The 26,663-nt window shown below is 49.5% G+C and carries 26 protein-coding genes and 1 pseudogene; 16 read left to right on the top strand and 11 right to left on the bottom strand.

Features of this window, described 5'->3' with window-relative positions:
• Nucleotides 1-31 precede the first annotated feature (31 nt).
• Together gatD and gatE are read left to right on the top strand one after the other, a co-directional pair.
• Nucleotides 32-1,405 (top strand): Glu-tRNA(Gln) amidotransferase subunit GatD, encoded by a 1,374-nt coding sequence (gene gatD / locus HBUT_RS04870; RefSeq protein ID WP_011822094.1) that lies wholly within the window; start codon nt 32-34, stop codon nt 1,403-1,405.
• Nucleotides 1,402-3,351 carry a Glu-tRNA(Gln) amidotransferase subunit GatE gene (gatE, locus tag HBUT_RS04865; protein ID WP_011822093.1) on the top strand — a complete coding sequence of 650 codons (1,950 nt, stop codon included), beginning with the start codon at nt 1,402-1,404 and terminating at the stop codon, nt 3,349-3,351. The genes gatD and gatE overlap by 4 nt, the downstream gene beginning before the upstream one ends.
• 194 nt (nt 3,352-3,545) lie before the next feature.
• On the opposite strand, the gene pdo is transcribed toward gatE, so the two are convergent.
• Nucleotides 3,546-4,271 (bottom strand): protein disulfide oxidoreductase, encoded by a 726-nt coding sequence (gene pdo, locus HBUT_RS04860; protein WP_228546722.1) that lies wholly within the window; start codon nt 4,269-4,271, stop codon nt 3,546-3,548.
• Nucleotides 4,272-4,482: 211 nt separating this feature from the next.
• Between pdo and HBUT_RS04855 the strand changes: the two genes are divergently transcribed.
• The gene (locus HBUT_RS04855) at nt 4,483-4,857 is read left to right on the top strand and encodes a transcriptional regulator (protein WP_011822091.1); all 375 of its coding nucleotides are present in this window, start codon (nt 4,483-4,485) and stop codon (nt 4,855-4,857) included.
• Here the strand turns inward: HBUT_RS04855 and HBUT_RS04850 are convergent.
• From HBUT_RS04850 to HBUT_RS04840, 3 genes are read right to left on the bottom strand one after another with little or no spacing between them, the layout of a single operon-like run.
• Nucleotides 4,847-5,950 carry a hypothetical protein gene (locus tag HBUT_RS04850; protein WP_011822090.1) on the bottom strand — a complete coding sequence of 368 codons (1,104 nt, stop codon included), beginning with the start codon at nt 5,948-5,950 and terminating at the stop codon, nt 4,847-4,849. The genes HBUT_RS04855 and HBUT_RS04850 overlap by 11 nt on opposite strands.
• Nucleotides 5,922-6,287 (bottom strand): hypothetical protein, encoded by a 366-nt coding sequence (locus tag HBUT_RS04845; protein WP_011822089.1) that lies wholly within the window; start codon nt 6,285-6,287, stop codon nt 5,922-5,924. The genes HBUT_RS04850 and HBUT_RS04845 overlap by 29 nt, the downstream gene beginning before the upstream one ends.
• Nucleotides 6,288-6,342: 55 nt before the next feature.
• On the bottom strand, nt 6,343-7,080 hold the full coding sequence (locus HBUT_RS04840) for a purine-nucleoside phosphorylase (protein WP_011822088.1): 738 nt from the start codon (nt 7,078-7,080) through the stop codon (nt 6,343-6,345).
• A gap of 415 nt (nt 7,081-7,495) precedes the next feature.
• Between HBUT_RS04840 and HBUT_RS04835 the strand changes: the two genes are divergently transcribed.
• From HBUT_RS04835 to HBUT_RS04810, 6 genes are all read left to right on the top strand, one after another.
• A complete protein-coding gene (locus HBUT_RS04835) occupies nt 7,496-7,813 on the top strand; it encodes a hypothetical protein (RefSeq protein ID WP_011822087.1) in 318 nt (105 codons plus the stop codon).
• 224 nt (nt 7,814-8,037) lie between these two features.
• Nucleotides 8,038-8,892: a hypothetical protein gene (locus HBUT_RS04830; RefSeq protein ID WP_048061476.1), complete on the top strand. Its 855-nt coding sequence runs from the start codon at nt 8,038-8,040 to the stop codon at nt 8,890-8,892.
• Entirely contained in the window at nt 8,879-9,247 is a 369-nt protein-coding gene (locus HBUT_RS04825) for a thioredoxin domain-containing protein (protein ID WP_011822085.1), read from the top strand. Before HBUT_RS04830 ends, HBUT_RS04825 begins: the two co-directional genes overlap by 14 nt.
• A gap of 124 nt (nt 9,248-9,371) precedes the next feature.
• Nucleotides 9,372-11,045, top strand: a complete 1,674-nt coding sequence (thsA, locus tag HBUT_RS04820; RefSeq protein ID WP_011822084.1) for a thermosome subunit alpha — start codon at nt 9,372-9,374, stop codon at nt 11,043-11,045.
• Nucleotides 11,046-11,194: 149 nt separating this feature from the next.
• On the top strand, nt 11,195-11,503 hold the full coding sequence (locus tag HBUT_RS04815; RefSeq protein WP_011822083.1) for a DNA-directed RNA polymerase subunit K: 309 nt from the start codon (nt 11,195-11,197) through the stop codon (nt 11,501-11,503).
• A gap of 109 nt (nt 11,504-11,612) precedes the next feature.
• On the top strand, nt 11,613-13,661 hold the full coding sequence (locus HBUT_RS04810) for a DNA topoisomerase I (protein WP_011822082.1): 2,049 nt from the start codon (nt 11,613-11,615) through the stop codon (nt 13,659-13,661).
• A 3-nt stretch (nt 13,662-13,664) separates the two neighbouring features.
• On the opposite strand, the gene HBUT_RS04805 is transcribed toward HBUT_RS04810, so the two are convergent.
• The 4 genes from HBUT_RS04805 to HBUT_RS04790 form a co-directional block, all read right to left on the bottom strand.
• Nucleotides 13,665-14,153, bottom strand: a complete 489-nt coding sequence (locus tag HBUT_RS04805) for a signal peptidase I (protein ID WP_194840463.1) — start codon at nt 14,151-14,153, stop codon at nt 13,665-13,667.
• A gap of 20 nt (nt 14,154-14,173) precedes the next feature.
• The gene (locus HBUT_RS04800; protein ID WP_011822080.1) at nt 14,174-14,476 is read right to left on the bottom strand and encodes a zinc ribbon domain-containing protein; all 303 of its coding nucleotides are present in this window, start codon (nt 14,474-14,476) and stop codon (nt 14,174-14,176) included.
• A gap of 84 nt (nt 14,477-14,560) precedes the next feature.
• Nucleotides 14,561-15,400, bottom strand: a complete 840-nt coding sequence (locus HBUT_RS04795) for a mechanosensitive ion channel family protein (protein ID WP_048061475.1) — start codon at nt 15,398-15,400, stop codon at nt 14,561-14,563.
• 24 nt (nt 15,401-15,424) lie between these two features.
• Complete coding sequence (locus HBUT_RS04790; RefSeq protein ID WP_011822078.1) at nt 15,425-16,081, bottom strand: potassium channel family protein; 657 nt, start codon at nt 16,079-16,081, stop codon at nt 15,425-15,427.
• A gap of 43 nt (nt 16,082-16,124) precedes the next feature.
• On the opposite strand from HBUT_RS04790, the gene eno reads away from it, so the two are divergent.
• The 5 genes from eno to moaC are packed head-to-tail and all read left to right on the top strand — an operon-like array spanning nt 16,125 to nt 20,103.
• The gene (gene eno / locus HBUT_RS04785; RefSeq protein ID WP_011822077.1) at nt 16,125-17,468 is read left to right on the top strand and encodes a phosphopyruvate hydratase; all 1,344 of its coding nucleotides are present in this window, start codon (nt 16,125-16,127) and stop codon (nt 17,466-17,468) included.
• A 35-nt stretch (nt 17,469-17,503) separates the two neighbouring features.
• Nucleotides 17,504-18,115, top strand: coding sequence for a hypothetical protein (locus tag HBUT_RS04780; RefSeq protein ID WP_011822076.1), 612 nt, complete (start codon nt 17,504-17,506; stop codon nt 18,113-18,115).
• A gap of 15 nt (nt 18,116-18,130) precedes the next feature.
• Nucleotides 18,131-19,366, top strand: coding sequence for an ORC1-type DNA replication protein (locus HBUT_RS04775; RefSeq protein ID WP_011822075.1), 1,236 nt, complete (start codon nt 18,131-18,133; stop codon nt 19,364-19,366).
• Nucleotides 19,367-19,369: 3 nt separating this feature from the next.
• Complete coding sequence (locus HBUT_RS04770) at nt 19,370-19,654, top strand: winged helix-turn-helix domain-containing protein (protein WP_011822074.1); 285 nt, start codon at nt 19,370-19,372, stop codon at nt 19,652-19,654.
• Nucleotides 19,651-20,103: a cyclic pyranopterin monophosphate synthase MoaC gene (gene moaC / locus HBUT_RS04765; RefSeq protein WP_011822073.1), complete on the top strand. Its 453-nt coding sequence runs from the start codon at nt 19,651-19,653 to the stop codon at nt 20,101-20,103. Before HBUT_RS04770 ends, moaC begins: the two co-directional genes overlap by 4 nt.
• Nucleotides 20,104-20,110: 7 nt before the next feature.
• On the opposite strand, the gene HBUT_RS04760 is transcribed toward moaC, so the two are convergent.
• Both HBUT_RS04760 and HBUT_RS04755 read right to left on the bottom strand, forming a co-directional pair.
• Complete coding sequence (locus HBUT_RS04760; protein WP_011822072.1) at nt 20,111-21,565, bottom strand: replication factor C large subunit; 1,455 nt, start codon at nt 21,563-21,565, stop codon at nt 20,111-20,113.
• Nucleotides 21,566-21,594: 29 nt separating this feature from the next.
• Nucleotides 21,595-22,580 (bottom strand): annotated as a pseudogene (locus HBUT_RS04755) (replication factor C small subunit).
• Nucleotides 22,581-22,661: 81 nt separating this feature from the next.
• On the opposite strand from HBUT_RS04755, the gene gins23 reads away from it, so the two are divergent.
• Together gins23 and mcm are read left to right on the top strand one after the other, a co-directional pair.
• Nucleotides 22,662-23,228: a DNA replication protein Gins23 gene (gene gins23, locus HBUT_RS04750; RefSeq protein WP_011822071.1), complete on the top strand. Its 567-nt coding sequence runs from the start codon at nt 22,662-22,664 to the stop codon at nt 23,226-23,228.
• 95 nt (nt 23,229-23,323) lie between these two features.
• A complete protein-coding gene (gene mcm, locus HBUT_RS04745) occupies nt 23,324-25,414 on the top strand; it encodes a minichromosome maintenance protein MCM (RefSeq protein ID WP_011822070.1) in 2,091 nt (696 codons plus the stop codon).
• A gap of 21 nt (nt 25,415-25,435) precedes the next feature.
• On the opposite strand, the gene HBUT_RS04740 is transcribed toward mcm, so the two are convergent.
• Nucleotides 25,436-26,662 (bottom strand): ABC transporter permease, encoded by a 1,227-nt coding sequence (locus HBUT_RS04740; protein ID WP_011822069.1) that lies wholly within the window; start codon nt 26,660-26,662, stop codon nt 25,436-25,438.
• Between the last annotated feature and the right edge of the window lies 1 nt (nt 26,663).

The raw sequence follows: 26,663 nt of genomic DNA, 5'->3' as shown, positions 1-26,663 counted from the left end.
ATTCTTGGCTTTTGCTGGGGCTAGGTCTGCCTTGGAGACTGTTCCAGGCTACACTGGTATTGCCAGGGCTTTGCTTGAAAGAGCTGGTGCAAGGGTTGGTGATAGGATAAGGATTGTGCAACGTGATGGCAGGGTTTTCGAGGGCATACTGATGCCACGCTACGCGCTTAGTGCCAAGCCAATTATAGTCATTAAGCTGGATAACGGCTATAATATCGGTGTTAGGGTCGACGAGCACACCGAGATAACTGTTGTGAAGACACGCGAGGCCATATTGAGGGAGGCCGCTGCCGGCGCTCCAGCCGTGGTTCCTCTCCTGGAGGAGCAACCACCGCTAGAGAAGAGGCCACGAGTTATGATCATCGGTACTGGGGGCACTATTGCTAGTAAGATTGAGTACGAGACCGGCGCTGTTAAGCCTGCAATGTCTGCACGTGATCTTGTAGAGGCTGTTCCCGAGATCGGGTTTATAGCCGAAGTTTCAGCCGAGGTTCTGATGAATATTCTAAGCGAGAACATGAGACCAGAGTACTGGGAACGTATAGTGGATGCCGTTGCCAAGAGTATTGCTGAGGGTTTTGAGGGCATCGTAGTAGCACACGGAACCGATACAATGGCTTATACAGCTTCTGCTCTAGCATTTGCGTTTAGAGGGCTTCCAGTGCCTATTGCCTTCGTGGGTGCCCAGAGGAGTAGTGATAGGCCCAGCAGCGATGCCTCCTTCAACCTCATATCGGCTGTGCTCGTAGCAGCCAGGGCCCCCTTTGCCGAGGTTACCGTGGTTATGCACGGAGAGACCGGCGACACCTACGCCTTAGCCCATAGAGCCACGAAGGTTAGAAAGATGCATACAAGCCGGCGTGACGCCTTCCAGAGTATTAATGCTAGGCCACTAGCAAGGGTTTACCCGTTTGAGAGGAGGATAGAACTCGTCTCAGAGCCCCTGCAACGCAGAGGCGAACAAGAGCTAAGAGTTATGAATGGGTTTGAGCGCAAGGTTGCACTGGTAAAGTATTATCCCGGAATGGATTCGGAGATCATAGACTTTCTCGTGGATCGCGGCTACCGAGGCATAGTCCTCGAAGGTACTGGGCTTGGCCACGTGGGCGAATGGCTCGTGGACAGTATTAGGAGGGCTGTGGAGAACGAAATTGTAGTCGTCATGACTTCACAAACTCTCTTCGGCAGGGTTAACATGAACGTCTACGCTACCGGCCGCAAGTTACTAGCTGCAGGTGTCGTGCCAGGTGACGATATGCTCCCCGAGACAGCCTTCGTCAAGCTTTCATGGGTTCTAGCGCACTCCTCGAGTTTTGAGGAGGCAAAGAGACTCATGCGCGAGAACCTAGCTGGAGAGATCAATCCGAGACACACCGTAGACCTATACCCGAGGTGGCCGCATTGATCGAGCCCAAGGTAGACCCTTCAAAGTATGACCCTCGGGAGCTGGGGCTAAAGGCTGGCCTTGAGATACACCAACAGCTAAATACTAGAGCCAAGCTGTTCTGCAATTGCCCCACAAGGCTCTCCAGCGAGGACGAGCCAGGAGACGAGTTTGTTCGGCAACTAAGGCCTACCCGTAGCGAGCTAGGCGAGGTAGACATTGCTGCACTGTTCGAATGGCGTAAGGGTAGAATGTACCACTACCATGCGCCAAGGGCTACTAGCTGCCTAGTAGAGGCTGACGAGGAACCTCCACATGAGATTAACCAGGAGGCAGTGGTTATAGGGCTCGCTGTAGCCCTGGCTCTTGGCGCTACACCCGTAGACGAGATACATGTCATGAGGAAGATTGTCATCGATGGCTCAAATACTACAGGGTTCCAGCGCACCGCAATAATAGCCCTGGGAGGCTCGATAGAACTCGAGTCGGGCAAGAAGATAGGCATAGCAACTATAGCTGTAGAGGAGGATGCCTCCCGTAAGCTACGGGAGGAGGGCCGCTACGTACACTACATGCTTGACCGGCTAGGCATTCCACTCATAGAGATATCGACTGAGCCTGACATTGAGACTCCCGAGGAGGCCTATGAGGCTGCCCTAGCCATAGGCCAGCTGCTGAGGCTGACCGGCAGGGTAAAGAGGGGTATAGGTACTATACGCCAGGACCTTAACGTCTCAATAAGGGGCGGAGTAAAGACCGAGATTAAGGGTGTACAGAGGCTAGAACTCATACCGAAGATAGTCCTCTACGAAGCTATTAGACAGAAGAGGCTCCTGGAGATACGCGACGAGCTAAAGAGGAGGGGTGTAAGGCAGGAAGATATCGATGCCCAGGAGATAGCCGACGTGACAGATGTGTTTAAGAAGACCAAGTCAAAGATCATAGCTAGAGCAGTCAAGCGTGGAGGCAGGGTTCTAGCTCTCAAGCTGCCAGGTTTCCACGGCCTACTCGGTGTTGAGGTGCAACCAGGCAGAAGGTTTGGAACAGAGCTAGCAGACTATGCACGCTTCTGGGGTGGTGTAGGAGGCCTCTTCCACACCGATGAACTACCAGGCTACGGTATATCAGCTGAAGAAGTCGAGGAGCTATATAAACTTCTTAATGCCAAGAAGGGCTGGGATGCAATAGTCATAGTAGCGGATGAAGAGCCCAAAGCCAGGAAGGCACTGGAAGCTGTAAAGGAGAGGGCAAAAATGGCGCTCGAAGGCATACCTAAGGAAACTAGAGCTGCCCAGGAAGATGGCACAACCAAGTTTATGAGACCACAGCCTGGCTCGGCTAGAATGTATCCAGAGACTGATATACCACCACTAGAAGTTACCAAGGAGCTGCTCAACAAAGCACGCAAAATAGTGCCGGAAAAGCCCCACGAGAAACTAGAAAAGCTGGTTAGGAAGTATGGCCTCAGCGAACAGCTAGCAAGACAGATCATAAGGGACATACACCTAGACCTCTTTGAAAAACTCGCCGAGAAGTATGGGAGCCGCGTAGCACCATCCTACATAGCATCATTATTCACAAACATACTGAGAAGCCTTGCAAGGGAAGGAGTACCCGTTAGCAACCTTTCAGACACCCATATAGAAGAGATCGTGAGGGCTATAGCAGAGGGCAAAGTCTCCAAGGATGCTGTGCCAGACCTCATAAAGTACCTGGCAGAGAATCCATCAAGGAGCGTCGAAGAGGCTGTACGCGAGCTGGGCATAGAGACGGTACCTGTGGAGAAGGTCGAGAAACTTGTCGAGGAGGCTGTAAAGCAGCTCGAAGCCGAGATTAGGGCGAGAGGGCTGGCGGCACTAAACAAGGTTATGGGCCGTGTAATGCCAAAGCTAAGAGGCAAGGTCGACGGTAAGCTGGTAGCAAGTATAGCTAAGCGCAAAATCGAAGAGCTGCTGGGTGGTAACTAGTACCGCCACTATATGGATTAGGGAGGCTTCCTCCCCTTTCCTCTTCTGAATGGGCTGTGACGAGTACTCCCGTCGCTGAATCGGGAACCGTGATGAGAAGGCATTTGGCTGAGCCCCTATAGCCTGGCTATAGGAGTTATTTTATAAAAAGCCAGATAGGCAGACGAGTCTATCGACCTACCGGGAATCTTTGTCTAGATGCCGGTTGCTCCTTCAAGGAACTCTGTCTTTATGGTCCTCCTACGCTCAACTACATCGATGATTCTCTCTATGAAGTCTTCCTCGTAAGGCACGCCGACGAATGCTAGCACACCGTTGATAGCTATTGCTGGTACTGATGTTACACCATACTTGTCAGCTATGTCGGGATTCTCATAGGCTTCAACAATCTCCGATACGAAGTCGGTCTTACCGTTTCTCCACGCTTCATAGGCGAACATGTTTGATAGTAGTGCCGCATAGGGGCAGTACGGGCACTGCGGGGTAACAATGATTTCCACGTGAACCGGTTTTTCTATCAACTTTATTTTCTCAACTGTTGTCTCGTCGAGACCACTATCCTCTTGAGAGATTCTTATTATTGTCTCAACGAGCCCTCTTAGCTCCTCACCGCTAGGCGTACCGGTATACTTTATCCTTCCCTCGACAAGGGTTAAGCTTGGTATTCTTTCCACACCATGTTTCTTAAATACATCGACATGTTTATCTTTCTCGTATATCTTCATGGTTACTAGTTTTTTGCCATTCTTTACCGGTGCCTCCTCTTCGAGAACCTTAGCTATCTTTACTGTCTCGTCACAATACCTGCAATTAGGACCTATGAAGACGTTTATTTCAACCGGCTTCACGAGATCCTCAAAAGCTTCCTTAATCGCATCCCTAGTCTCCTTGTCTATCTCCATTTTTACAGGGTCGAACACTGCTACCCACCTTTTACTTCCCACCCGCGGAAGCCATACTCTCTACTTTAAACAATATGCTCTTAATTTCTTTTCACTGAAACGAAACATACAAGTTTCGTATGCTTCGAATATTTTCCCTCTTATAATACACCATCCGGATACTACAATGAGCTAAGGAAAGCTATTATTAGCCCGGAATCTAAACAGCTGAAAATATGGGCTAGCCGCTATGAATGGTGAGCAAACACTACTCGTAACACCGTGCGAAGTAGCAGTTAAGAAGTATGTTCCATCCATTAGGGCTTCAATAGCTATTGTGCTCGTGAGAGACTATGGCCTATCAATATACAAGGCTGCCAAGCTTCTCCGACTAACACCGGCTGCCATATCTAACTACTTGTTACGGAGGAGAGGTAGCGACTACATAGACACTATATTGAATGACGAGCAGCTGTATCAACATATATTTAAGCTTGCCGAGCGTGTAGTTAGCGGCAACATAGACAATAGGGAAATTTCGAACGAGATGTGCAATCTATGTCGAGAGCTACGCAAGAGAGTTGAAAAACTTGGTAGTGCATCAACATGCCCCGCTAACCATTAGCATTCTTCGACAATAGTCTTGGCAGCTTTCGAAGCCTAACATAGACCAGCCTAGCCCCATGTGGCGGTAGTGGTATACGTAGCCTATTGTACTGAGGTATGAGCTGCTCCTCCAACCAGGTGGCGGGACTTGTAAGCTTTGCCTCTACAATCCTATGTCTCTCAAATACTATTTCGTGGAGCTTACTCTTCTTGAGCGGATTCCAGACCAGTAGCATCATTGATTCTCCATTCTCGCCAGTAGAGTACCAGGCGCCTAGTATGGCTAGACCTGTCATGCTCCAGATGCAGGGCTTTACATTTACGTCATCAATGCTCTTGTATAGTGTGCCGTAAAGGTACACCAGGTGGAGTAGTGCTGGGCTACACCTCGTAGATGATGGCAGAGCTATAGCCTTGCCATGGATGAGCCTCACGCTTCCACAATGTGTTACCTCAAATCTGCATGTCTCGCTCAAGCAGACAAGCTGCAGCGCCCCGTTGTTGGACTCCACACAGAGCCATGGTGCTTCAATTTCGATGCTTTTTCGGAGCCTCAATGTAATCCATGACAGTATTGTTGGAAGCTTTATCCGTGGCGATACCGTGCCTAAATCTGCTTTCTCGAATGATGAGATATGTATCGGCCTACAGCCCAGCTTAACCTTACACATTCTTGCTGGCTCGGCCAACACTGTGTCAAGGAGTAGTGGTAGCCCCTTCCTATGTGCGCAGAACTGCGCAATAGTCTCTACAGTCTTTAGCATAGCTTCCTGGATGGGGCCACGGTAGGGTGGAATACTGGTTGAGAGTGGCAGCTGAGCTTTAAGGGTAAGGGCTGGAAATATGCTTCCACAGTCTAGGCAGAGTCTTGCCGGTATAGTGTCCCCGCTCGTCCCAACGAGCTCTATGCTGACACCCCCGCCACTGCTGCAGGTACAGTCTAGTAGCCGGTAGCCAGCTAGCAGTAGTGCCTGTGGAAGGTTTGGCTCGGCGAGAAACCTCTGGCACTCGGTGCTTGACGGTTTGCACGTCGTGCCTCCAGCGTTGCAGTTCAGCCTTACAATGTACTTGCGAACATAGTCTCTAAGACTGCTTTGAAGCCTCCTCAGCAATGTCGATAGCCTTTGATAAAATGTTTGCTTGCACGGTTTTTATCGATGCGTGTACCCTCTCACCCTCAACGTCAACATTGAATCCTAGCTTTTCGAGGCGTGTAGCTGCACTCTGAGCTTGCTGCTCACTAGCAGCATTGATGACCACTGTTGTGCTCGCAGGTTCCGGGCTAAGCCTAACCGTAACCTTGTATGAGCCCTGCTTGTAGCCGGAGACGGAGTGGTATCCTATCATCTCACCGTCCAGTGTTGCTTGACGCGAACGGGTTTCGCTAACCTCTAGCCCCTTCCCTCTCATGATTCTACGCACATCCTCGGCTAGAGCCTCGGGAGCCACGGCTCTCTTCACCCTTCAGCACGTCCAAGGCCTCCTCATAGGCTCCAGGTAACCATTAGCTTATATTACTGGGATTATAGTCTCTAAGCGCCTCGAGCACTGCTTTGGCAGCCTTTTCCACGTAGGGTTCAAGCTCGCGGTGGTGCCGTAACTCCTCCTTACCTGGTACGACGAGGTTATCAGATATGACGAGTGCAGCTGCAGCATCGAACCTCCTCAGCGCCGCCAGTGCGTAGAGAGTTGCAACCTCCATTTCAACAGCCACTATGCCTCTTGAGAACCATTTCTTGGCGAACTCCGGATCCTCAGCATAGAAGGCATCGCTGCTAAACACGGGACCTAAGACTACACGACCGTGTATCCTCTTAGCATAATCATATAGCTTTGTGAGAAGCAACGGGTTTGGTGCTGTGGCCATACAAGCATCGGGGACGTAGGAGCCTATGGTTCCTCCGTGAACGTAGGCTGCACCAGTAGCGACAACCATGTCACCTATATCAAGCTCTGGCATTAGCGCACCAGCAGTACCAAGCCGGACCATGACCTTTGCACCGAGCATTCTAAGCTCCTCAAAGACTATAGCTGAGGAAGCTGCACCTACACCATGCACGGCTACGCTAATTCTCTCCCCACGGTAGAACCCAGTATAGAGGTGGAAGCACCTCTCCTCGTTAACCAGCTCGGCATCCTCGAGAAGGTGCTCGGCTATGAACCGAGCCCTGGCAGGATCACCCACTACAACCACTTTAGCTGCAACACGGTCCGGGCTCACTCTTATGTGCTGGGGCTTCATACACTCACCAGAGAGGAGAAGAGGGGGACTCTGCAGCTTTAGCGTCTACGGGCCATGATGAGCGCCCTGTTGCGTAGCCCTAAGTGAGAGGGATATGCAGAGGCACGAGCATTCTGAGCCCCATCACTACCAGCAATTCCCTTGCAGCCGTTAACTCCTTAGGGATCTAGTCAGACAGCAGTGAATGGGGCTGTGCTGAACTCTGGCCGCTGCCGAGAAACTTCGGCCAGACAAGCCTCTATGACGAGAATGGTAGCCGCTGAGCCCCCATAAACCACAAACTCGATGAGACTGAATGGAGTTGCTGCGGGGTTCTATACCTGGGGTTTCACAGGTAGGCCCATATAATACTCGCGGGAAAGGAGTTATAGGGCTAGGCTAGCTTCAACACGTATGCGTGGAGGAAGACGTAGGGATGAGCGAGGATTTGCTGATGCTTATCGACAAATACCTCGGTGACATGATAGAACACATCGTGTACAAGTACCGTTATAACGTCGACCTAGAAGAGGAGTATGAACAGCTCCTCAAGTTCATATATAGAAGGCTTGTCAGGGCCTGGTTTAGAGGCAAGGATGTAACCTATGAGGAATTCGAGGCAGCACTGCGGAGCGCTAGAAGGAAGAGGAGGCAGCTCGAAATACTTTTGAGCTATCTTATAAGCAGGTATGCAGCCCGCAACGGCCCCATATACATGCCTACGGGGCATGACTGGTATGATGAGAGGTACTAGGTGGGGCGGGATCCTTACGCGGTAATTTCTTCACCCCCACCACGGGGTCACGGGGGGCAAGTGCTCTCATCTCCCGCCCCATAGCGTTATCTCTTCTGCCGGAACCAGTTATAGGGGTGGCTCCTGCATTTCAGAGCTATTGGTGTGACACATCCCATCCCAGGTATGAGGCTGTGTACAGGCTGGAACGACTGTGCTCCCTATCCGGGTGGTGTCTAGAGGGCATGGCTCGCAGGACTACGAGGAAGAGGCGGGCGGCAACTACATCGTCTACAGCATCAACGAGTACAAGTACATCTGCCAGGACTAGTTCTAGGCGTACACGTTCCACTACTAGAAGGAGATCGTCTGGTGTTAGACGAGGCTCCAACATCGATGTAAACAAGCTACTCGAGTCCATAGTAGATGATGCTGTCCAGCAGCTTGGCCTGGACATACTCGGCCTCCAACGTGAAGCCTACAAGGAGATGCTTAGACCTATAGTTGAGGGCATTTTATCGCAGTATAGCTCGAGACCGTCAAGAGACACTATAATCTCTAGGATGAAGGCTACCGCCAACAACGTCTACCTGTTCGCCTCTGCATATCTACTCGAGAGGCTTGAGAAGTTTACTCCGGAACAGCTAGAATTCATAGTTAGCTATGGAGGACCAGTAGCCGCTAAACATGTATCAAAGCTATACCATGAGGCTCTAAGGCTCGATAGAAGGGATCTAGTACCGCAAATTAGGAGTATCTGGGAGATGCATGGCGCACCAACACCCATACCATGCCCGCGCTGTGGATTTAGAGCAGTCACCCCAGACCTATACTGTATGGTGTGTGGGTACACGCTAAGTGAAAGAGAGGCTAAGGAGGCTATAGACTTCCAGGAGAGGCTGAGGGAACTCGTGGAGTTCTATGGTGAGCACGAGGTTGAGGAGACTATTGAGAAGGGCTATGTCATTGTTGGCGAGACCGTAAAGCCCCCCTCTACAAGGCTAGAGCCAACCGATATAATACTGCACCTGACACGTGAGGAGAGGGAGTACTTGAGGAAACTGCTGGCAGAGAGGAGACAGCAACATGCTCGAAGTTGAAACTCTTGAAGAGTTGCGAAAGACCATTGAAGCTCACCGGCTCGTACTCATCCTCGTCTACGACTCCCAAAGCCCACACGGCCGCTACTTAGCATCCCTACTTGACGACTTTGCCTTCAAGGTTGAGCCAGTTATACGCGTCGTTAAGGTTGACGCAGCACTTGTTAGGGATGTAGAGAAGGAGCTTGGCTCTCCGCCACGGTTACTCCTCTACCTCGAGGGTAAGCGCATCTGGGAGCAGCTTGGCTTCTTCTACAACTACTCGAGCGACATATACGCTATACGGAGAGGCATACTCTACGCACTCCGCAGGTATAACATCACTCCACAGTCTCTCGGAATCTCCCTCCGCTAGAACCACCCCTCCCCCTGGAAGCCTTGTCCCTGTACCAACAAATCCTGGAGTAACGCTTATATAGAAGCACCCCGAAGGCAATCTATCCGGACATAGGATAGTGGGCGCGTAGGGGTGTAGCATAATGGCGCTTGGTGTACCAGTACTTATACTGAAGGAGGGCACCCAGCGCGTCTATGGTAGGGAGGCGCTAAGAAACAACATCCTTGCAGCCAAGGTGCTAGCTGAGGTTCTAAAGAGCAGTCTAGGCCCACGCGGCCTAGACAAGATGCTAGTAGACTCCTTCGGCGACGTAACAATAACCAATGACGGCGCAACAATACTCAAGGAGATGGAGATACAGCACCCTGCAGCAAAGCTGATGGTGGAGGTTGCTAAGGCCCAGGACGCGGAGGTAGGCGACGGCACTACTAGTGCCGTAGTACTCGCTGGCATGCTGCTAGACCGGGCAGAAAACCTGCTTGACCAGAACATACACCCAACAACTATTATTGAGGGTTACAAGAAGGCACTAGACTTCGCCCTCGCAGAACTAGAGAAGCTCGGCATAAAGGTGGACATTAATGACAAGCAGCTGCTAAAGAGGATAGCCTCGACATCCCTCTACAGTAAGTATGTTGGTAGTGGCGCCACCCTCGACAAGCTGACAGACATGGTTGTAGAAGCTGTGCTAAAGGTTGCCGAGCCGCGCGGCGACGGCACCTACGTAGTGAGGCTTGACAGGATAAAGATTGAGAAGAAGAAGGGTGGCAGCCTGCTAGACAGTCAGCTAGTAGAGGGCATTGTCCTTGACAAGGAGGTTGTACACCCAGGCATGCCTAAGAGAGTTGAGAATGCCTACATAGTACTCCTTGACGCTCCACTAGAGGTTGAGAAGCCAGAGATAACTGCTAAGATCAACATTACCTCGCCAGAGCAGATAAAGGCATTCCTCGACGAAGAGGCTAGGCTGCTAAAGGAGATGGTCGAGAAGATCTACAACATCGCCCTCGAGAGGATGAAAAAGGACGGTGTTGACCCAAGCAAGGCTGGTATCGTAGTTATAACCCAGAAGGGTATTGACGAGGTTGCCCAGCACTTCCTAGCAAAGAAGGGCATCATGGCAGTAAGAAGGGTAAAGAGGAGCGACCTAGAGAAGCTGGAGTACGCTACTGGCGGCCGCATCGTCAGCAGCCTACGCGACCTAAAGCCAGAGGACCTAGGCTTCGCCAAGCTCGTCGAGGAGAGAAAGGTTGGCAACGACAAGATGGTATTCATCGAGGGCTGCCCGAACCCCAAGGCCGTAACAATACTGCTACGTGGCGCCAACGACATGGTGCTAGACGAGGCTGAGAGAAGCATCAACGACGCACTACACGTGCTAAGGAATGTGCTAAGAAAGCCCATGATCGTGCCAGGCGGCGGCGCCGTAGAGGTTGAGCTAGCTCTAAGGCTACGTAAATTCGCCGAGAGCCTAGGCGGTAAGGAGCAGCTAGCAGTAGAGGCCTACGCAGAAGCCCTCGAGGAGATACCAATGATACTAGCTGAGAGCGCTGGCATGGACGCACTACAAGCATTGATGGACCTAAGGAGGCTACACGCAGAGGGCAAGACCCTAGCAGGCATCAACGTACTCAACAGCAAGATCGAGGAGGACATGGTAAAGATCAACGTTATCGAACCGATACTAGTCAAGGAGCAGGTGCTAAAGAGCGCTACTGAAGCAGCAACAACAATCCTAAAGATCGACGACGTAATCGCAGCCGCACCAAAGACTGAGGAGAAGAAGAAGGGCAAGAAGGGCGGCGAAGAGGAGTAACCCAACCCATAACTTTTAATCACAGATTTTAGTTCTAACCGACGGTAGTCCGGCTCTCTTTGTTCTCAAAACTAAATACACTACTCCCCCCAAATCTCATGTTTTAGTTTTAAATATCTCTACAAGGTAGTAGCTGTGCGGGGACCTTTATGACAACAGAGGAATACAACATCGAAGAGTTGAAGGCTAGGATAAAGATTGGGCCACCATGGCTAACCAGGTTTGAACGTGCACGTGTAATAGGTGTAAGGGCTCTCCAGATAAGTATGGGTGCACCGGTACTAATTGATGTTGAAAAGCTTCCACGGCATGTTAGAGAGGACCCTGTGCTAATCGCTAAGAAGGAACTTGAGATCGGGGTACTGCCTATGACTATTGTTAGGTATACTCGTCGAGGCGATGTACAGCCGATACCACTCAAGTGGCTCGTCGTCCTTGATAGGCTTAGGGTTAAGTAGGGTCGTAGCTAGCTAACCTTAAGCTATATGCCTTCCGTTAGCTCTCCTAGCTGTTTTAAAGGAACAACATATTCTATTGCTTAATCCTAGCTAGCTTAGTGGGGTATTGATGGTAAGAGCTGGGTATTGTAGTGCCGGGTTTGGCTATACACTTGTGATTGCTGAGAAGCCCAAAGCTGCTAGAAAGATTGCTGAAGCCCTCTCCGATAAACCCATAGCTTGTAAGCTTGGGGGCATACCATACTGGATTGTTACATGGATGGGGACACGTTACGTTATAGTGCCTGCTGCTGGACACCTTTTTGGGCTAACTACGGATAAGCATGGATTCCCCGTGTTTGAGTATTATTGGGCACCCCTATGGGCAGTTGATAGTTCATCGGCACATACTCGCAGGTTTCTCGAGGCTATTAAGAAGCTTGCCAGGCATGCTGTTAGATTTGTAAATGCATGCGACTATGATATTGAGGGTAGTGTAATAGGCTACAATATTCTCCGTGCACTAGGTGTTGAGAAGAGAGCGCTTAGAGCTAAATTTAGCGCTTTGACTAGGCAGGATGTTCGTAGGGCATTTTCCAGGCTTGAGCGGCTTGACTGGGACATGATTAATGCCGGGCTTGCAAGACATGAGCTGGATTGGTTGTGGGGCATCAATATTAGCCGTGCACTCATGGAGTCGTTGCGGAGCGTAACTGGACGCTCGAAGGTTTTGAGTGCTGGAAGGGTTCAGTCGCCAACGCTTGTTGAGGCTGTTTCCAGGACTATTAAGCGGAACCTGTTTGTTCCACTGCCATACTTTACTGTTACTGCTACAGTAGAGCTTGGAGGTAAAGCTAGAAGACTACAAGTTGCGAGTTTTGAGCTACGAAGTGAGGCTCAACGCGTGGCGCGTCAGCTAAGGGCTACTGGCTACCTTGTTGTGAGGGAGTATAGCGAGTATGTTGAGCGCATACCTCCACCATATCCCTTCAACCTTGGTGATTTGCAGGTAGAGGCTTCGAGAATCCTAGGGTTTAGCCCCTACTATACTCAGAAGCTTGCTGAGGAACTGTACCTGGAGGGGCTTATCAGCTATCCGCGAACCAATAGCCAGAAGATACCACCGACAATAGATATCAGTGCTATTGTACAAGCACTTGTTCGACAGACACGCTATCGGGAGCTAGTTGAATACCTGCTAAGAGCGACGAGAGGTGTTCTACGTGTCAATAACGGGCCTAAGGAGGATCCTGCGCATCCAGCTATTCACCCTACTGGCGAGCCGCCACATTCTGGTCTGAGTAAGAATCACCTGCGTCTCTACGATCTTATCGTGAGGAGGTTTCTGGCCAGCATGGCTCCACCCGCCGTCCTTGTTAGGGCTCGCCTCATACTTTCTGCCGAGGGGTTGGGTTCTGCCTCAATTACTGGTGTGAGGATTGTTTCGCCTGGCTGGATGCAGATATATTACTGGGCTAAGCCCTCGGAGGAGTATATACCGCGGCTATATCGTGGACAACGCATACAAGTGAAGAGTGTATCCGTACAGACATCATATACACAGCCTCCAGAACTGCATACTAAGACGAGTCTTGTAAAGTGGATGGAGTCTAAGGGCATAGGCACCGAGGCTACCAGGGCACGGATTGTCGAACTGCTGTTCGAGAGAGGCTACTTACGCTCTGAGGGAGGCAGAGTTCAAGCTACTGAGCTAGGCTTAACTGTTGCCAATATACTGCAAACCTACTTCCCCGATATAACTAGTGTTGAGCTGACAAGGAGGTTCGAAGAGCTACTCGAAGCTATACGCATGGGAAAGGTCTCGAAGGATGCTGTTATTAGTGAGGCTAGACGGTTTCTCGCTGGCATACTCTCAGAGTTCAAGGTCAAATCGATGCACGCTGTTGGTATGGAGCTAGCATACTCGCTTGGGCTTCTAAAGCCTCCTAGACAATGCCCTATATGTGGTAGAAGGGCCGAGGGAGAATACTGTAGCTATCACGAGGCAGCTATAAGGAAGATTGTAGAGGCTTACCACGAGTGGCGGCGGAGAACTGGCATCACATGCAGAGAGTATCTTGAGAAGCTGGCAGCAATGCGTTCTACCGGTAAGTGGGTAAGAGAGGCTGCAAAGTACCTACTGGCTAGGAATGTTTGCCCCAAAGGTCTTACAGCTTAGCTGCTAGCTTCTCAAGTAAAAGCTTAGAAGCCCCATGTACGGTATCCTTACTGGTACTTTGGCCTTGCTCTCGCCTAGGCCTACGTGCACTGTTATAACTACACCAATAATTTCGCTGTAGCTTACCCCTTTGGGTGGCTCGAGACCTATCATATTATCTGGGTGGAGGTTATTGTCGCCCTTCGTTATATAGCAAACAGGTTTACAGTATGGAGCCGTAGTCACCTCTACGACGCGATGTATAACGAGGTTACCCCTCAGGCTACGGTACACTATAATATCTCCAATTTTTATCTTGTCTGGGGATGGTTTATGTATGATAACTATGTCTCCAGTGTAGAGTGATGGAAGCATGCTAGAGCCTTCAACGACAACAAATGGTGTTGAAACATTTAGGGCGTAAGATAGGGTCAGCTTAAGCCCATACACTACTAGTATTGCTGCTACCGCCAAAACCCCCCAGCGCAAATAGCCCAACTTCTTTTCGTTCAAGCTGCCCACCGAAGAGAGGCCTACTCCTCGTCTATATCTATCTCTATTACCTCACCTCTCCGCTCCTCCTTCTCCTTTTCACCTGCCAGTCTTGCCTTTGCCCCGCTGCCAGTCTCGACCTCTACTTGATCACCACCAACCTTTATCTTTGATACAACTGCCCGCCAGCGATGACCACAGTTTGGACATACAAAGCTACCCATGACTGTTATTGTTATCCTACCCCTTGAGTCAGGGAATGGTGACACGAGCTGCCACGTCTTTGCAGGCTCTGTTCTTGTGCCACAGCGTGGACACACGTATGGGTCGCGCTTACGTGGCAAGGCCTTTACACTCCCCCGACTGTGCTGTACCATAGAGCCCGGGGTGTACCTCTTATCAATTAAGCATTATCTCTGCAGACCTAGCTAGGTTACTGTTTTAACCCGTATACTCGGCTCGAGTTCTTTGAGGCCATTGACAAGTATTGATACGACATTGTTTATCGTTGAAGGCCTAGGCTCTACACCAGCAATTGGTACTTGCACTATTAGCCGAGCTTTGTCCACTGTAGCCTCGTCGACTAGGACTACTATGTCCTGGGGGCGTGTAGCTATTCTCGCCTCGCCGAGTATGTTGCGTATTTTTCTCTCTATATACTCGAGGGAGTTCGATGTACGTACATCTTTGGGCAATTTCACTTCGAGTTCTAGGCTTATGACTCCCTGTATACCGGTGAGCTGGACTATAGGCTCGCTTACTATTATATGGTTTGGTATGTAGACTATCCTTCCTGCTGGTGTTCTTATACGCGTGTGGAGCATGTTTATGCTTACTATCTTGCCCTTTACTCCGAGTCTTGGCAGCTCTACTAGGCTTGCCGAGCGATATACTTGTCTCGATGCTAGCATTATATAGTATGCCGTAATGTCAGCTATCATGCTCCAGTTTGCGGCTAGTATTGCAACAAATATTGCTATGAGGGCATATATTACTTCGCGTATGCTTGTAAACATATAGATTATTATTACAGCTGCAGTTGCATAAACCGCTAGTGACGTTAGCTTATAAAGGTGCTCTGCTACAGTGCTTGAGATTACGTCTCTACGCTGTAACCTTCCAAGTATGAAGCGCACTATCCGGAGTGTTATGAAGACTATAATCGCCAAGAGTACGAGCTTTACTATCGGGCCTAGCAGCGTATTCTTAACGTAGATGAGTATCTTCGTTGTATTTAGCTGTGCCACTGCATCAGTTATCTCCACCACTACGCCTACACCCCTCCCATGCCGCTACCTAAATGCTTCTAGGAATTCCTCTATGACGTCGTCTCTTACTAGGGCTATTATCTGGTAGCCAGCTTCAAGTCTTACCACACTCGGGTCGTGAAAGTTTTCCCCGTCGAATACTGCGAGGATTTTAACTCCATGCCTTGGGTACTTAATATCGTCAATCATTTGTCCCTCCACGCTACTCCCCTCGGGTATTGTTATTGTTACTAGTCTAAATCCACCAACAAAGACTGGAGCTAACTCTACAATATTGTACTTACCCTCTATGAAACCCTCAACTATGGAGCTTATTACCTGGGGTTCTACCACTACATGTTCTGCTATACCCATTCTCGTTATTATCTGGCCTATCCTAGCATCTCTAACTTTTACTATCACCCTTGACACGCCATACTCACGCGCCATTAGTGCTACGAAGAGGTTTACCTCATCCCTATTTGTCGTTGCCACGACTACATCTATATTTGCTAGGTTTATCTCGTCATAGACTGAAGGATCCGTCGCATCTCTAGCGTATGCCGCCACATCAGCTTCAGCCGCTACTTGTTCTGCTCTCTGCTTATCAACATCTATGACTATTACGTCGTGGCCTTTTTCCGAGAGCTTTTTGGCTAGGAGTGAGCCTAGTTTACCTGCGCCAACAATTAGTATGCGCATTGGATACTCTTCCCTCGGTTGGGCTGAGGGGGTGGACTCTATTATGAGCTTGCCCGTTGGCTACGATGATAGCTATATAATATCTCGCGTTAGGGCTAGGATGATCCTGGACTCTAGGGGCAATCCTACCGTTGAGGTTGAGGTTGTTACGCGTGGAGGAGGCTTCGGCAGGGCCGCTGCTCCTGCCGGCGCCTCGAAGGGCAAGCATGAAGCTCTAGAGCTACGTGATGGTGGTAAAAAGTTTGGTGGCCGTGGTGTTGACCGTGCACTGTTTAATGTAAATCACGTGATCGCACCAAGAATTACGGGTCTTGACGCGAGGATGCAAAGGCTAATAGATAGTATTATGGTTGATCTTGACGGCACACCCAACAAGTCAAGGCTTGGCGCCAATGCTATTGTCGCTACTTCGCTTGCTGTTGCAAAAGCTGCTGCTGATACCGCTGGTATGCCCCTATACCGCTACCTCGGTGGTACCGGGACATTTGTGATGCCTGTTCCACTAATGAATATCATTAATGGCGGTGCTCATGCTGGTAACGAGCTTTCATTCCAGGAGTTTATGATTGCACCCGTAGGCGCTGATAGCTTCAGCGAAGCTCTAAGAATTGGCGTTGAAGTTTACCAGATGCTTAAGAAATATTTGAAGGATAAATATGGAGCTAGCGCCATTAACGTCGGTGATGAGGGAGGCTATGCACCACCCATGAAGTCTAACAAGGAGGCCCTTGACGCGCTTGTCGAGGCTATCAAGCTAGCTGGTTACGAGCCTGGTGCAGATGTTGTGTTAGGAATTGATGTAGCAGCTTCACAATTCTACGATGCCGAGTCTGGAACCTATAGTGTCGACGGACATAGACTTTCAGCCGAGGAGCTGCTTGATTACTATCTCGTCATGGTTGATGAGTATCCTATTAGGAGTATTGAGGATCCATTCTACGAGGAGGACTATGAGTCCTTTGCTAAGCTGACAAGTAAGCTTCTTGGCAGAGTTCTCATTGTAGGGGATGACCTCTACGTGACTAATATTGGGAGGCTTGTACGTGGCATAGAGTTGAAAGCTACGACTGCAGCACTACTAAAGGTTAACCAGGTGGGTACACTTACTGAGGCGCTAGACTATGCCTATACGGCCATGGCTAGCAATCTGAAGGTCATTGTTAGTCATCGCAGTGGAGAGACTGAGGATACAACAATTGCGCATCTCGCGGTAGCGCTTAGGGCAGGGTTCATTAAGACTGGAGCACCTGCTAGGGGCGAGAGGACCGCGAAGTATAACGAACTGTTGCGCATCGAGGAGGACTGTAGTGGAGAGTGCATCTATCCTGGTATTAGGGCTTACCAGTCGCTCCACCCGGTAACAGCAGCATACCAGCTACCTGCTTAGCACTACCCGGCAACTCTCTAGCAAGGGTTACCGCCATGCCTACACGTAGACTCATACTAATCGCGACAGCCAAAAAGTGGAACCTTGCACTTGGCGCTGATGAGATAGGCAATGCATTGTACCCATTGGATAACGAGGTTTTAGTTGAGCTTGACAAAGCATACCCCATCATTTACGTGTTTAGCGGGAAACTCTCATCCTGGAGGGCCTTTCAGGCTATTGTGAGAGAACCACCAGCATATCTTGAGAGGCTTGTCCCGGTTGAAAAGCTTGTAAATCAGAGAGTACACTGCGATAGCGAGGGCGTAGAATTACCCAAGGAGCTTGTCGATGTCTTGGCGAGGATACTGCATAGCTTAGAGGCTGTTAATGTTGAGGCTAAGCCAAGAAAATACTATGTTACTGGCAAGTGCAGCGAAAAGGAGTTTAATAGATTCCTAGCAAGGTTCATCGCCAGACAGTTTGATATACATGTTTTGAGGCGCGCAGCTAGAGTTCTCAAGTTTGAAGATACCCGCTATGGCATAGTATTAGCCCTCATCAATAATGGCTGGGATAGGCTATCATTCTGGCGTACTAGAAGGCTTGGAGAGATAAGCGCAGCAGGGAGGGAGGATAAAAAGGGTATTACAGCAGAGAGTTCGTAGTGGTAGGCCGAAACTATGCCTACCGCACGCGACATAATCGAAAGTATACTTGAAAAACCCTCAGTGTTTCGAAGCCGCGACAAGCTCTATCCAGAGTATGTGCCAGCCTACCTGCCGCACAGAGAGGAGCAGCTCAAGAATCTTGCAACATACTTTAGGCCACTACTAGTTGAGCCCGGAAGTATATCACAGCGTGTACTACTCGTTGGCAGCATCGGCACCGGCAAGACGGTAACCGCCAAGAGGTTTGGCAGCGACTTTAAGCAGTTAGCACGCCAACGCGGCATAAACCTTGAATATGTCCATGTGAACTGCCATCGTGACCGCACACTGTACCTTGTAGTCCAAGAGATAGCACGCCAGCTACGGATACCCATACCCCCACGCGGCCTCTCCGCACAAGAGATGTTCCACATAATACTGAAATACTTGGAGAACCGGGATATGTACGTCATACTAACCCTTGACGAGTTCGACTACTTCATAGAGGTTGCAGGCAATGATGCAGTATACTTCCTCGTAAGAACATACGACGAACACTCAGAATACACTAAGAGGATAAGCTTCATATTCATCTCTAGGAGCCTCACAAGCCTAAGTAGGCTCGACTCGGCCACAGAGAGCTACCTAGTTCGAAACATCATAAACTTCAAGCCATATGCTAGCCGCGAGCTCTACGACATACTGAAGTATAGAAGTAGTGAGGCGTTCTATGAGGGAACAGTTGGCGACGACGTCCTATCATACATAGCAGAGCTTGTTGGTGCAGATACTGGCGGTAGCGGCAATGCTAGGCTAGCTCTGGAAATACTGCTCCTGGCAGGCCAGGAGGCTGATAAAGAAGGCGCACCAAGGGTAACAATAGAGCATGTTAGGAGAGCGTTTACACAAACAAACCCCGATATATCAGTAATGGTTAATGACGCACTCCCACACCTACCGCTCCACGAGCTCTTAATACTACTGGCTATAGTTAGAACCCTACAGCGAAGCGGAGAACCCTACGTTAGAATAGGCGAGGTTGAAGCTGAATACCACCACATATGCGAGGAGTACGGAGAGACACCAAGGAGACACACGCAAGTATACGAGTACGTCATGGACCTAAAGAGGAGGAGCATAATAGAGACGCGTCTCTCCGGCAAGGGGTATCGGGGTAAGAGTACGCTTATAGGTATTAGTGTTGGCCCATTGGACCTCCTTGAGAAACGTATTAGAGAGATCATAGAGTATAAGCGGGAGGAACGCTAAGCCTTGCATGAAAATGAGCAGCCATATTTTCTCGAAATAATATCGAGTAGGGGGAAACTCAGGATACTCCTTGTACTCCTGCGTAACGGCCAGGTAAACATTACTAGGCTCCTCCGCGAAACAAGATTACACTATAACCTACTCATAAAACACCTAGAGGAGCTAAAAGCTGCTGGCATAGTGGAGGAGACACGTGTCGGAAGAGCTAGGCTTTACAGCTTAAAGCTCAACAACCCAAGGACACTAGTACTGGTTGAAACACTGAGACTCCTAGGTGAGTCTCTATGAGCAGAAAACCCTCCATGGTTGATATAACTGCTAAGAATGTTATTGTACGCGAAGCAGAAGCTTACGGCAGAATAAAGCTACGCCCAGAAACAATAAGTCGTATACTTGAGGGTAAAATTGAGAAGGGCGACCCCTTAACCGTGGCGTCGATAGCAGGTATACAAGCTGCGAAGCTTACGCCATTACTGCTGCCCATGTGTCACCCCATAGAGATAACTAAGGTTGACGTCGAATGCAGGGTTGAGGATAACGAGCATGTAGGCTGTCGTGCCTACGTAAAAGCTGTAGCACGCACTGGCGTCGAAATGGAGGCCTTGACAGCTGTTACTGTGGCCTTACTCAATGTATGGGATATGGTTAAGAAGTACGAGAAAGATGAGCGTGGGCTATACCCGCACACTGTTATAGAAGAGGTAAAGGTTACAAGCAAAGTCAAACACGGCTCATAAAAGGAGTCTAGAATAGTGTTGTTTGAGTACCGCTACCCTTACCTCTCCTTCTAGACTTACTAGTTCTACGGCGAGATGTACTAGTTCTCTTAGCCGCTCTCGAAGCTGCCACTGAAGTTTCTGCAGCTGTGGTTCGTGCTGTAGTCGCAGTTGTAGCTGTGGATACTGTCGCAGGCTTTTCCAACCTCATAAGTAGGGCATTCATATGCTCCTTAACCTTTGAAGCAAGGGGGCCAGCTAGGTACTTTATCATGTTATCCGTAAGATTGTAGCCTATAGCTATTCTTGCAGCATAGTCTGGCCTTTCACGGAAGATTATGAACAGGAAGGGTAGGACTTCACGCTTTACAGTAGCCTTAGATGTATGCAGCCTCTTGGCAAATACCTCTGCCACAGCTTCACGAATCTCTCTAACCTCCTTCGTCTTAGCAAGCATTAGTATTTTCTGAGGGAATTGGTACTTTGCCCACTTAAACTTACTCTTCTTCCTAGCTAGTGCTACGCCAGGCCCAACAAGATCAAAGACATATGGAAGCAGGTCCCAGGATAGGCTCCTCTTAATACGTCCGAGGAAAATGTCGGCCCTAGCAAGCGCCTCGTGTGCACGCCAAATATCCTCTGGATGTGTATACTGGACAGCTATGTTCTCATTAATCCACTGGAGCAGTGTATCATAGTCTAGGTCTGTATGTGTTACTGCACGTTTAGCCTGCCATATATATTTTGACATGAAGAGGTTTCGCAGCATCTCCCACGGCGAGTACTGCCTATCCCTGGTAGCGAGAAGCGCCCTGACAAGGTCAACTCGGACTACACCATAGCCCTCAGCGATAGCTTGTAGATCATTTATCGCCGATCTTAGATCCCCCTCAGCACGCTGTGCAATAAGCTTAAGAGCCTCATCTTCACACTCAATATTCTCTGCAGCACATATTCGCTTGAGAACTTGCACTACATAGCGCTCTGAAAGCCTATAGAAGGGCACCATAAGCGATGCATCACGTAGAGGCTTAAGCTTCTGATCCCATGGATCATTAGCAGTCATAACTATTGGATGCTTAGTAATGTTTATCAGCTCCAATATGGCATCCAATCCACCCCTGTCAGCTGTACCCGAAATACCATCAACCTCGTCTAGAAGGATTATCTTACGCTTTCTGCCAAAGAGGCTAAACTGTGTAGCAGCAATCTTAGCTATACGCTCAATATCGCTCTTACGCCTAAAATCAGATGCATTCATCTCGATAAGCTCTAGCCCATATTCGTTAGCAGCAGCTTCAACAAGACTAGTCTTACCGACACCTGCTGGGCCGTAGAAGAGGGCTGCCTTCCTCTCCGGGATACGTCCCTGTAGCCAGCTCCTAAGCCACGGTAAAAACAGCTTCTTAGCCTCCTCCTGGTCTACAACATCCTCAACCCTCTTCGGCCTATACTTTATAATCCATGGAAGCTTATCGCTCATAAACCTTCACTCCCCAGGCCGTAGAAATGCTAACTGCCGCCCTTCAGTTTCTGCCCTAGCAGCGTTAGCCATGCAAGGAACGCTGTCAACTGGATCTCGTCGTCAGCACCCTCTACGAGCCGGTACTGTATCTCACCAGCATAATCAGCTATCATTACCCTGATCTCCTCGGGCAGCTTGAGCTCCTGACCAAATATCTCGCGGTGAATCTGCTTTATCACATCAACACCGCTAAGCCCATAGTTTATCATTAGTTCTCTAAGCTTCTCACGAGCACGCATAAACTCGCCTTCCAATGCCAGCCTTATAACCTCCCTAACCTCCCTCGGGTGAGCTAAACCGACAACCTTGTAGACTATGTCGGGCGTAACTGTGCCAAGAGCGGCTGCTGCCTGTAGTATGTTTATGGCCCTCCTCATGTCACCCTCGCTAATCTCATATATCGTCTCTAGACCCTCCTCGGTATACTTACACTTCTCCTGCTCACATATCCACTTAAGCCTGGCAATAACATCCTCCTTCTTTAGCGGTGTAAACCTAAATACTGCACACCTAGACTGTATAGGCTCTATGATCTTGCTTGGGAAGTTCGCTATCAGTATAAACCTCGTAAACGCCGTGTCATCTCCATAAGCCTACGCAATGCCTGCTGCGCATCAGAAGTCATATTATCAGCTTCATCCAGCAATACTATCTTAAACGGAACATTAGCCGGCGTTTTACTCCTTGCAAACTCCTTAACCTTGGTCCTAATGGTATCAATACCCCTCTCATCACTTGCGTTAAGCTCAAGCATATATTGCATATAGTTCTCTCCATACAGGTCGTGAGCTAGTGCATGTGCTGCAGTTGTCTTCCCCGTACCAGGCGGCCCGACGAATAGGAGGTGAGGCATATTCCTCTCTTCAACGAACTTCTTAAGCCTCCGAACAATCTCCTCCTGATTAACTATCTCGTCAAGCGACCTAGGCCTATACTTTTCCGCCCATAGTAGCTCAGCTATATTTGAAGCCAACCCCAACTACCCCCATACTTAGAAGCTAGCCACACCAAACTACTATATTAGGACTAGGGGCTAGAGAGGGTTAAAGGAGCCTTGGAGCTTCACGAGCTAGATGTTAGGCTGCGAATAGCAGAGCTAGAATACCTCCTTCGCCCAGTAAGGGTTGCAATAACACGCGACCACGGCACAGTAACAATTGACGGTGTACATGTGGAACTCCAGAAAGGCATAGAGGTTGAGCTTCCCTACTGGCTTAGCAGGGCGATCGAGGAGGAAGAACTGGGAAAGCTCTCCGAGACTCCCATGTCGCTTGAGGATATAGCACGGATACACTTTACAACACTCTCAACAAGGACTCCCGCAGACCTTGAGCAGCTGCCCCAGTACTTTTACCAGGAAGCAAAGGAATACATCAAGTTGCTAGATGAGAGGGTTAGGAGGGAGCTTAATCCTGCACTTCTCGAAGAGAAGCAGAAGGCGCAACAATACCTGTTAGAGATAGCGGATAAGCGGCTACTGATAATACTACAGAGCCTCCGAAGCCCAACAAATATTGCCGAGCTATACTCGAAATTATCTCCAGAGGAGCAGACAATCCTACAATTGCTGCAGAAAGCTCTCGAGAGATGGAGAGAACTAGTTCTCCCTAGGCCAGGCTAGCCACTTGGGGAATTTCACCTATAAGGGGTATTACAGCGTCTAATACACTAGCCGGGCTCAGCTAGGAAAATTATAGAGGTAGGGTAAGACGAGTCATGACAATAGCACTTGTTGAGGAAGCAGTACTAGATGTTAAGGAGAGGTTCTACGAGTTCATAAGAACCTACCGCGACCGCAGTGGTCAATACAAGTACATGAATAGGATAAGGCAAATGATAACTATGGGACAAAAGAGCCTAGTAGTAGACTACAATGACCTCTATGTCTTCGATACAAAGCTGGCTAGACTGCTAATTGATCATCCAGACGTGGTTCTAAGGCAAGCCGCAGAGGCTGTCCAAGACATCGTGACTTCTGAGGCGCCAGAGTATGCCGAAGGTATAGAGAGGTTCCGTGTCAGGATACGCGCTCTCCCAAAGACAACACCACTACGTGGGCTCCGAAGCGAGTACATAGGAAGGCTAGTAATGCTCGAAGGCATTCTCGTAAGAACAACACCGGTCAGGGAGAAGATAGTAAAGGCTGTCTTTCAGCACTGCACAAAGGAGTCATGCCACGAGTTTGAGTGGCCACCCGAAGGCGAGATAGTTGGCGAGGAACTAGAAAAACCACCAACATGCCCCGTCTGTGGCTCCTCAAGCGGCACATTTAGGCTGATACCGGAGAAGTCAAAGTTGATAGACTGGCAGCGTATAGTGCTGCAAGAAAGGCCTGAGGAAGTACCCCCCGGCCAGCTGCCACGCAGTATAGAGGTCGTACTACAAGACGAACTCGTTGATAGTGCTCGTCCCGGCGATAGGGTTACTGTCGTCGGTATCGTGAGGATTAAGCCTGACACATCTACTAGGAAAAAGAAGGCTATCTATGATCTCTACATAGAGGCTAACCACATAGAGGTTTCACAGAAGGTTCTAGAGGAGGTCAAGATAACTAGGGAGGACGAGGAACGTATAAAGGCACTGGCAAGGGATCCATGGATACATAAGAGGATAGTTGCAAGCATAGCACCAGCAATCTACGGGCACTGGGACATCAAGGAGGCTATAGCTCTCGCGTTGTTCGGCGGGGTACCCAAGCTGTTCCGCGATGGTGTACGAATACGCGGTGACATCCATGTACTCATTGTGGGCGACCCAGGTACAGCCAAGAGCCAGCTCCTCCTCTACGCCTCTAAGATAGCTCCACGCGGCATTTACACCAGCGGCAAGGGCGCTACTGCCGCAGGCTTGACAGCTGCCGTTATACGTGACAAGACTACGGGAGAGTACTATCTCGAGGCTGGGGCGCTAGTACTAGCTGACGGCGGTGTAGCTGCAATAGACGAGATAGACAAGATGAGAGATGAGGATCGCTCGGCAATACACGAAGCGATGGAGCAGCAGACGGTTAGTATAGCTAAGGCCGGCATAGTAGCAAAGCTAAACGCGAGAACCACAGTTATAGCAGCTGGTAACCCGAAGTTTGGCCGATACCTACCCAATAGAACGCTGGCCGACAACATAAACCTGCCGCCAACCATACTATCAAGGTTCGACCTCATATTCATACTTCGCGACACACCAAACCCCGAGGAGGATAGGAAGCTTGCGAGACACGTCCTCCAGGCGCACCGTGAGACGGAGCTTATCAAACCTGAAATAGAACCTGAGCTACTAAGAAAGTACATTAGTTATGCAAGACGTTATGTTAGGCCCAGGCTCACACCGGAAGCAGCCAAACTCATCGAGGACTTCTTCGTTGAAATGAGGAGGATGAGCAGTGAAAACCCGGAGGGTCCAATATCGATCACCACGAGGCAGCTTGAAGCACTAATACGCCTGGCGGAAGCCCATGCACGGATAGCACTAAGAAACGAAGTAACTGTTGAAGATGCAGAAGCTGCTATTAGACTCATGAAAGCCTTCCTCGAGAGTGCTGGACTCGACGTGGAGAGTGGCCGCATAGACATAGATGTGATTATGACTGGCAAGCCTAGGAGTAAGCAGGAGAAGCTGACCAGGATACTGGAGATCATAGAGCAGCTAGAGTCAGAGAGTGACGAGGGTTGTGCAAGACTGCGAGAGATACAGCGTAGAGCAGCTGCTGAAGGCATCGAGTCTAGCCTTGTAGAGGAGGCTATTAGTAGCTTCAGGAGGGACGGCATTATCTACGAGAAGACAATTGGCTGCTACGCCGTGGTACGCTAAAACACAAACAACACAATCATTTTACTCGTAGCGAAGTGCCACAGCTGGCGGTATTCTTGCTGCTCGATAAGCCGGAAATAATCCGCCTATAAGCCCTACAGACACGGTTATTAGCAACGTCGATACTATAAGATCAACTGTTATGGCTGGCTCGGCCTTTATTGTAAACTGCATAGTTACTCCACGCACAGTGAATCCTGTTGAGGAGAGTACGTAGGCGCCAGCTATGCCGAGACCTATACCTATAGCTGCACCGATGAGACTCATTATTACTCCTTCGAGAAGTATTATTGTAAGTACTTGCGTATCCGTAAAACCAAGCGCCTTCATCACACCTATCTCTCTAACACGCTCTATGACGGAAGTTATCATTGTAGCAGCAACACCAGCTACCGCGACTGCGAAAGCTGCTAGACTCGTAGCAAATGCTATAAACTCCATAGCACTCGCAATCGAGTTAATAACGTTCGCAATCCCTTGGAAAGACATTACTTCTACAGAGCCACGATAAGCTGCTCTAATAGCCTCAGTTATCTGTGGCACGTACCTACTATTTTCGGCGAGCACGAGAATGCCACTCCACTCCGAGAACCCGAATAGCTTGCGGCCAGCCTCAGTATTCAGCAATATGCTGTCGTCAGGACTTAGGAATAGCGCACCACCAAAACGGTTTACGATGCCAGACACTATAACCGTGACCTGCCTACGTTCTATCTTCCTCGCACGCTCAGCCCTATAGTATGATATAGTAATCGGGTCTCCCGCATGGTAGACCTGCCTATCGTTCTCATCGAAAGCCACATTGTAACCGATAACAGCCCTTATTAGATCACTCTCAGAGGGCTTAGATCCTTCGATTATTTCGAGACCATTAACAGCTTCGAACATGAGATCTATCGAGGTAGCATAGATTGTTACCTTCTTCTCCTCACTGCCAACACGTACAAATCCGGTTAAGAGGTAAAATGGAGATGCATGCTTAACTCCTGGCAGGCTCTCTATGAATCGTAGGTCATCCTCGGTTAGTTTGTAGCCCTGGCTTGGAGTAACGATTATGAGGTTCTGGCCTAGGCTCTGGAGCTGTGCAAGAACGTAGCTTGAATATCCCTTAACAACACTCGTCATCGCCACTAGTGCAAGAGGCCCAATCGATATACCCACTATTGTTAGAACTGCACGCAGTCTCTTCTCGCTTAGCGAGCGCAGTGCAAGCCTCATAGCATCAACGATAAACTGTAGGATTAGCATC

The organism is Hyperthermus butylicus DSM 5456, assembly GCF_000015145.1.
Lineage (GTDB): Archaea > Thermoproteota > Thermoprotei_A > Sulfolobales > Pyrodictiaceae > Hyperthermus > Hyperthermus butylicus.
Note: the sequence above shows the minus strand (reverse complement) of the source record. Positions and strands in the feature narration are given on the sequence as shown.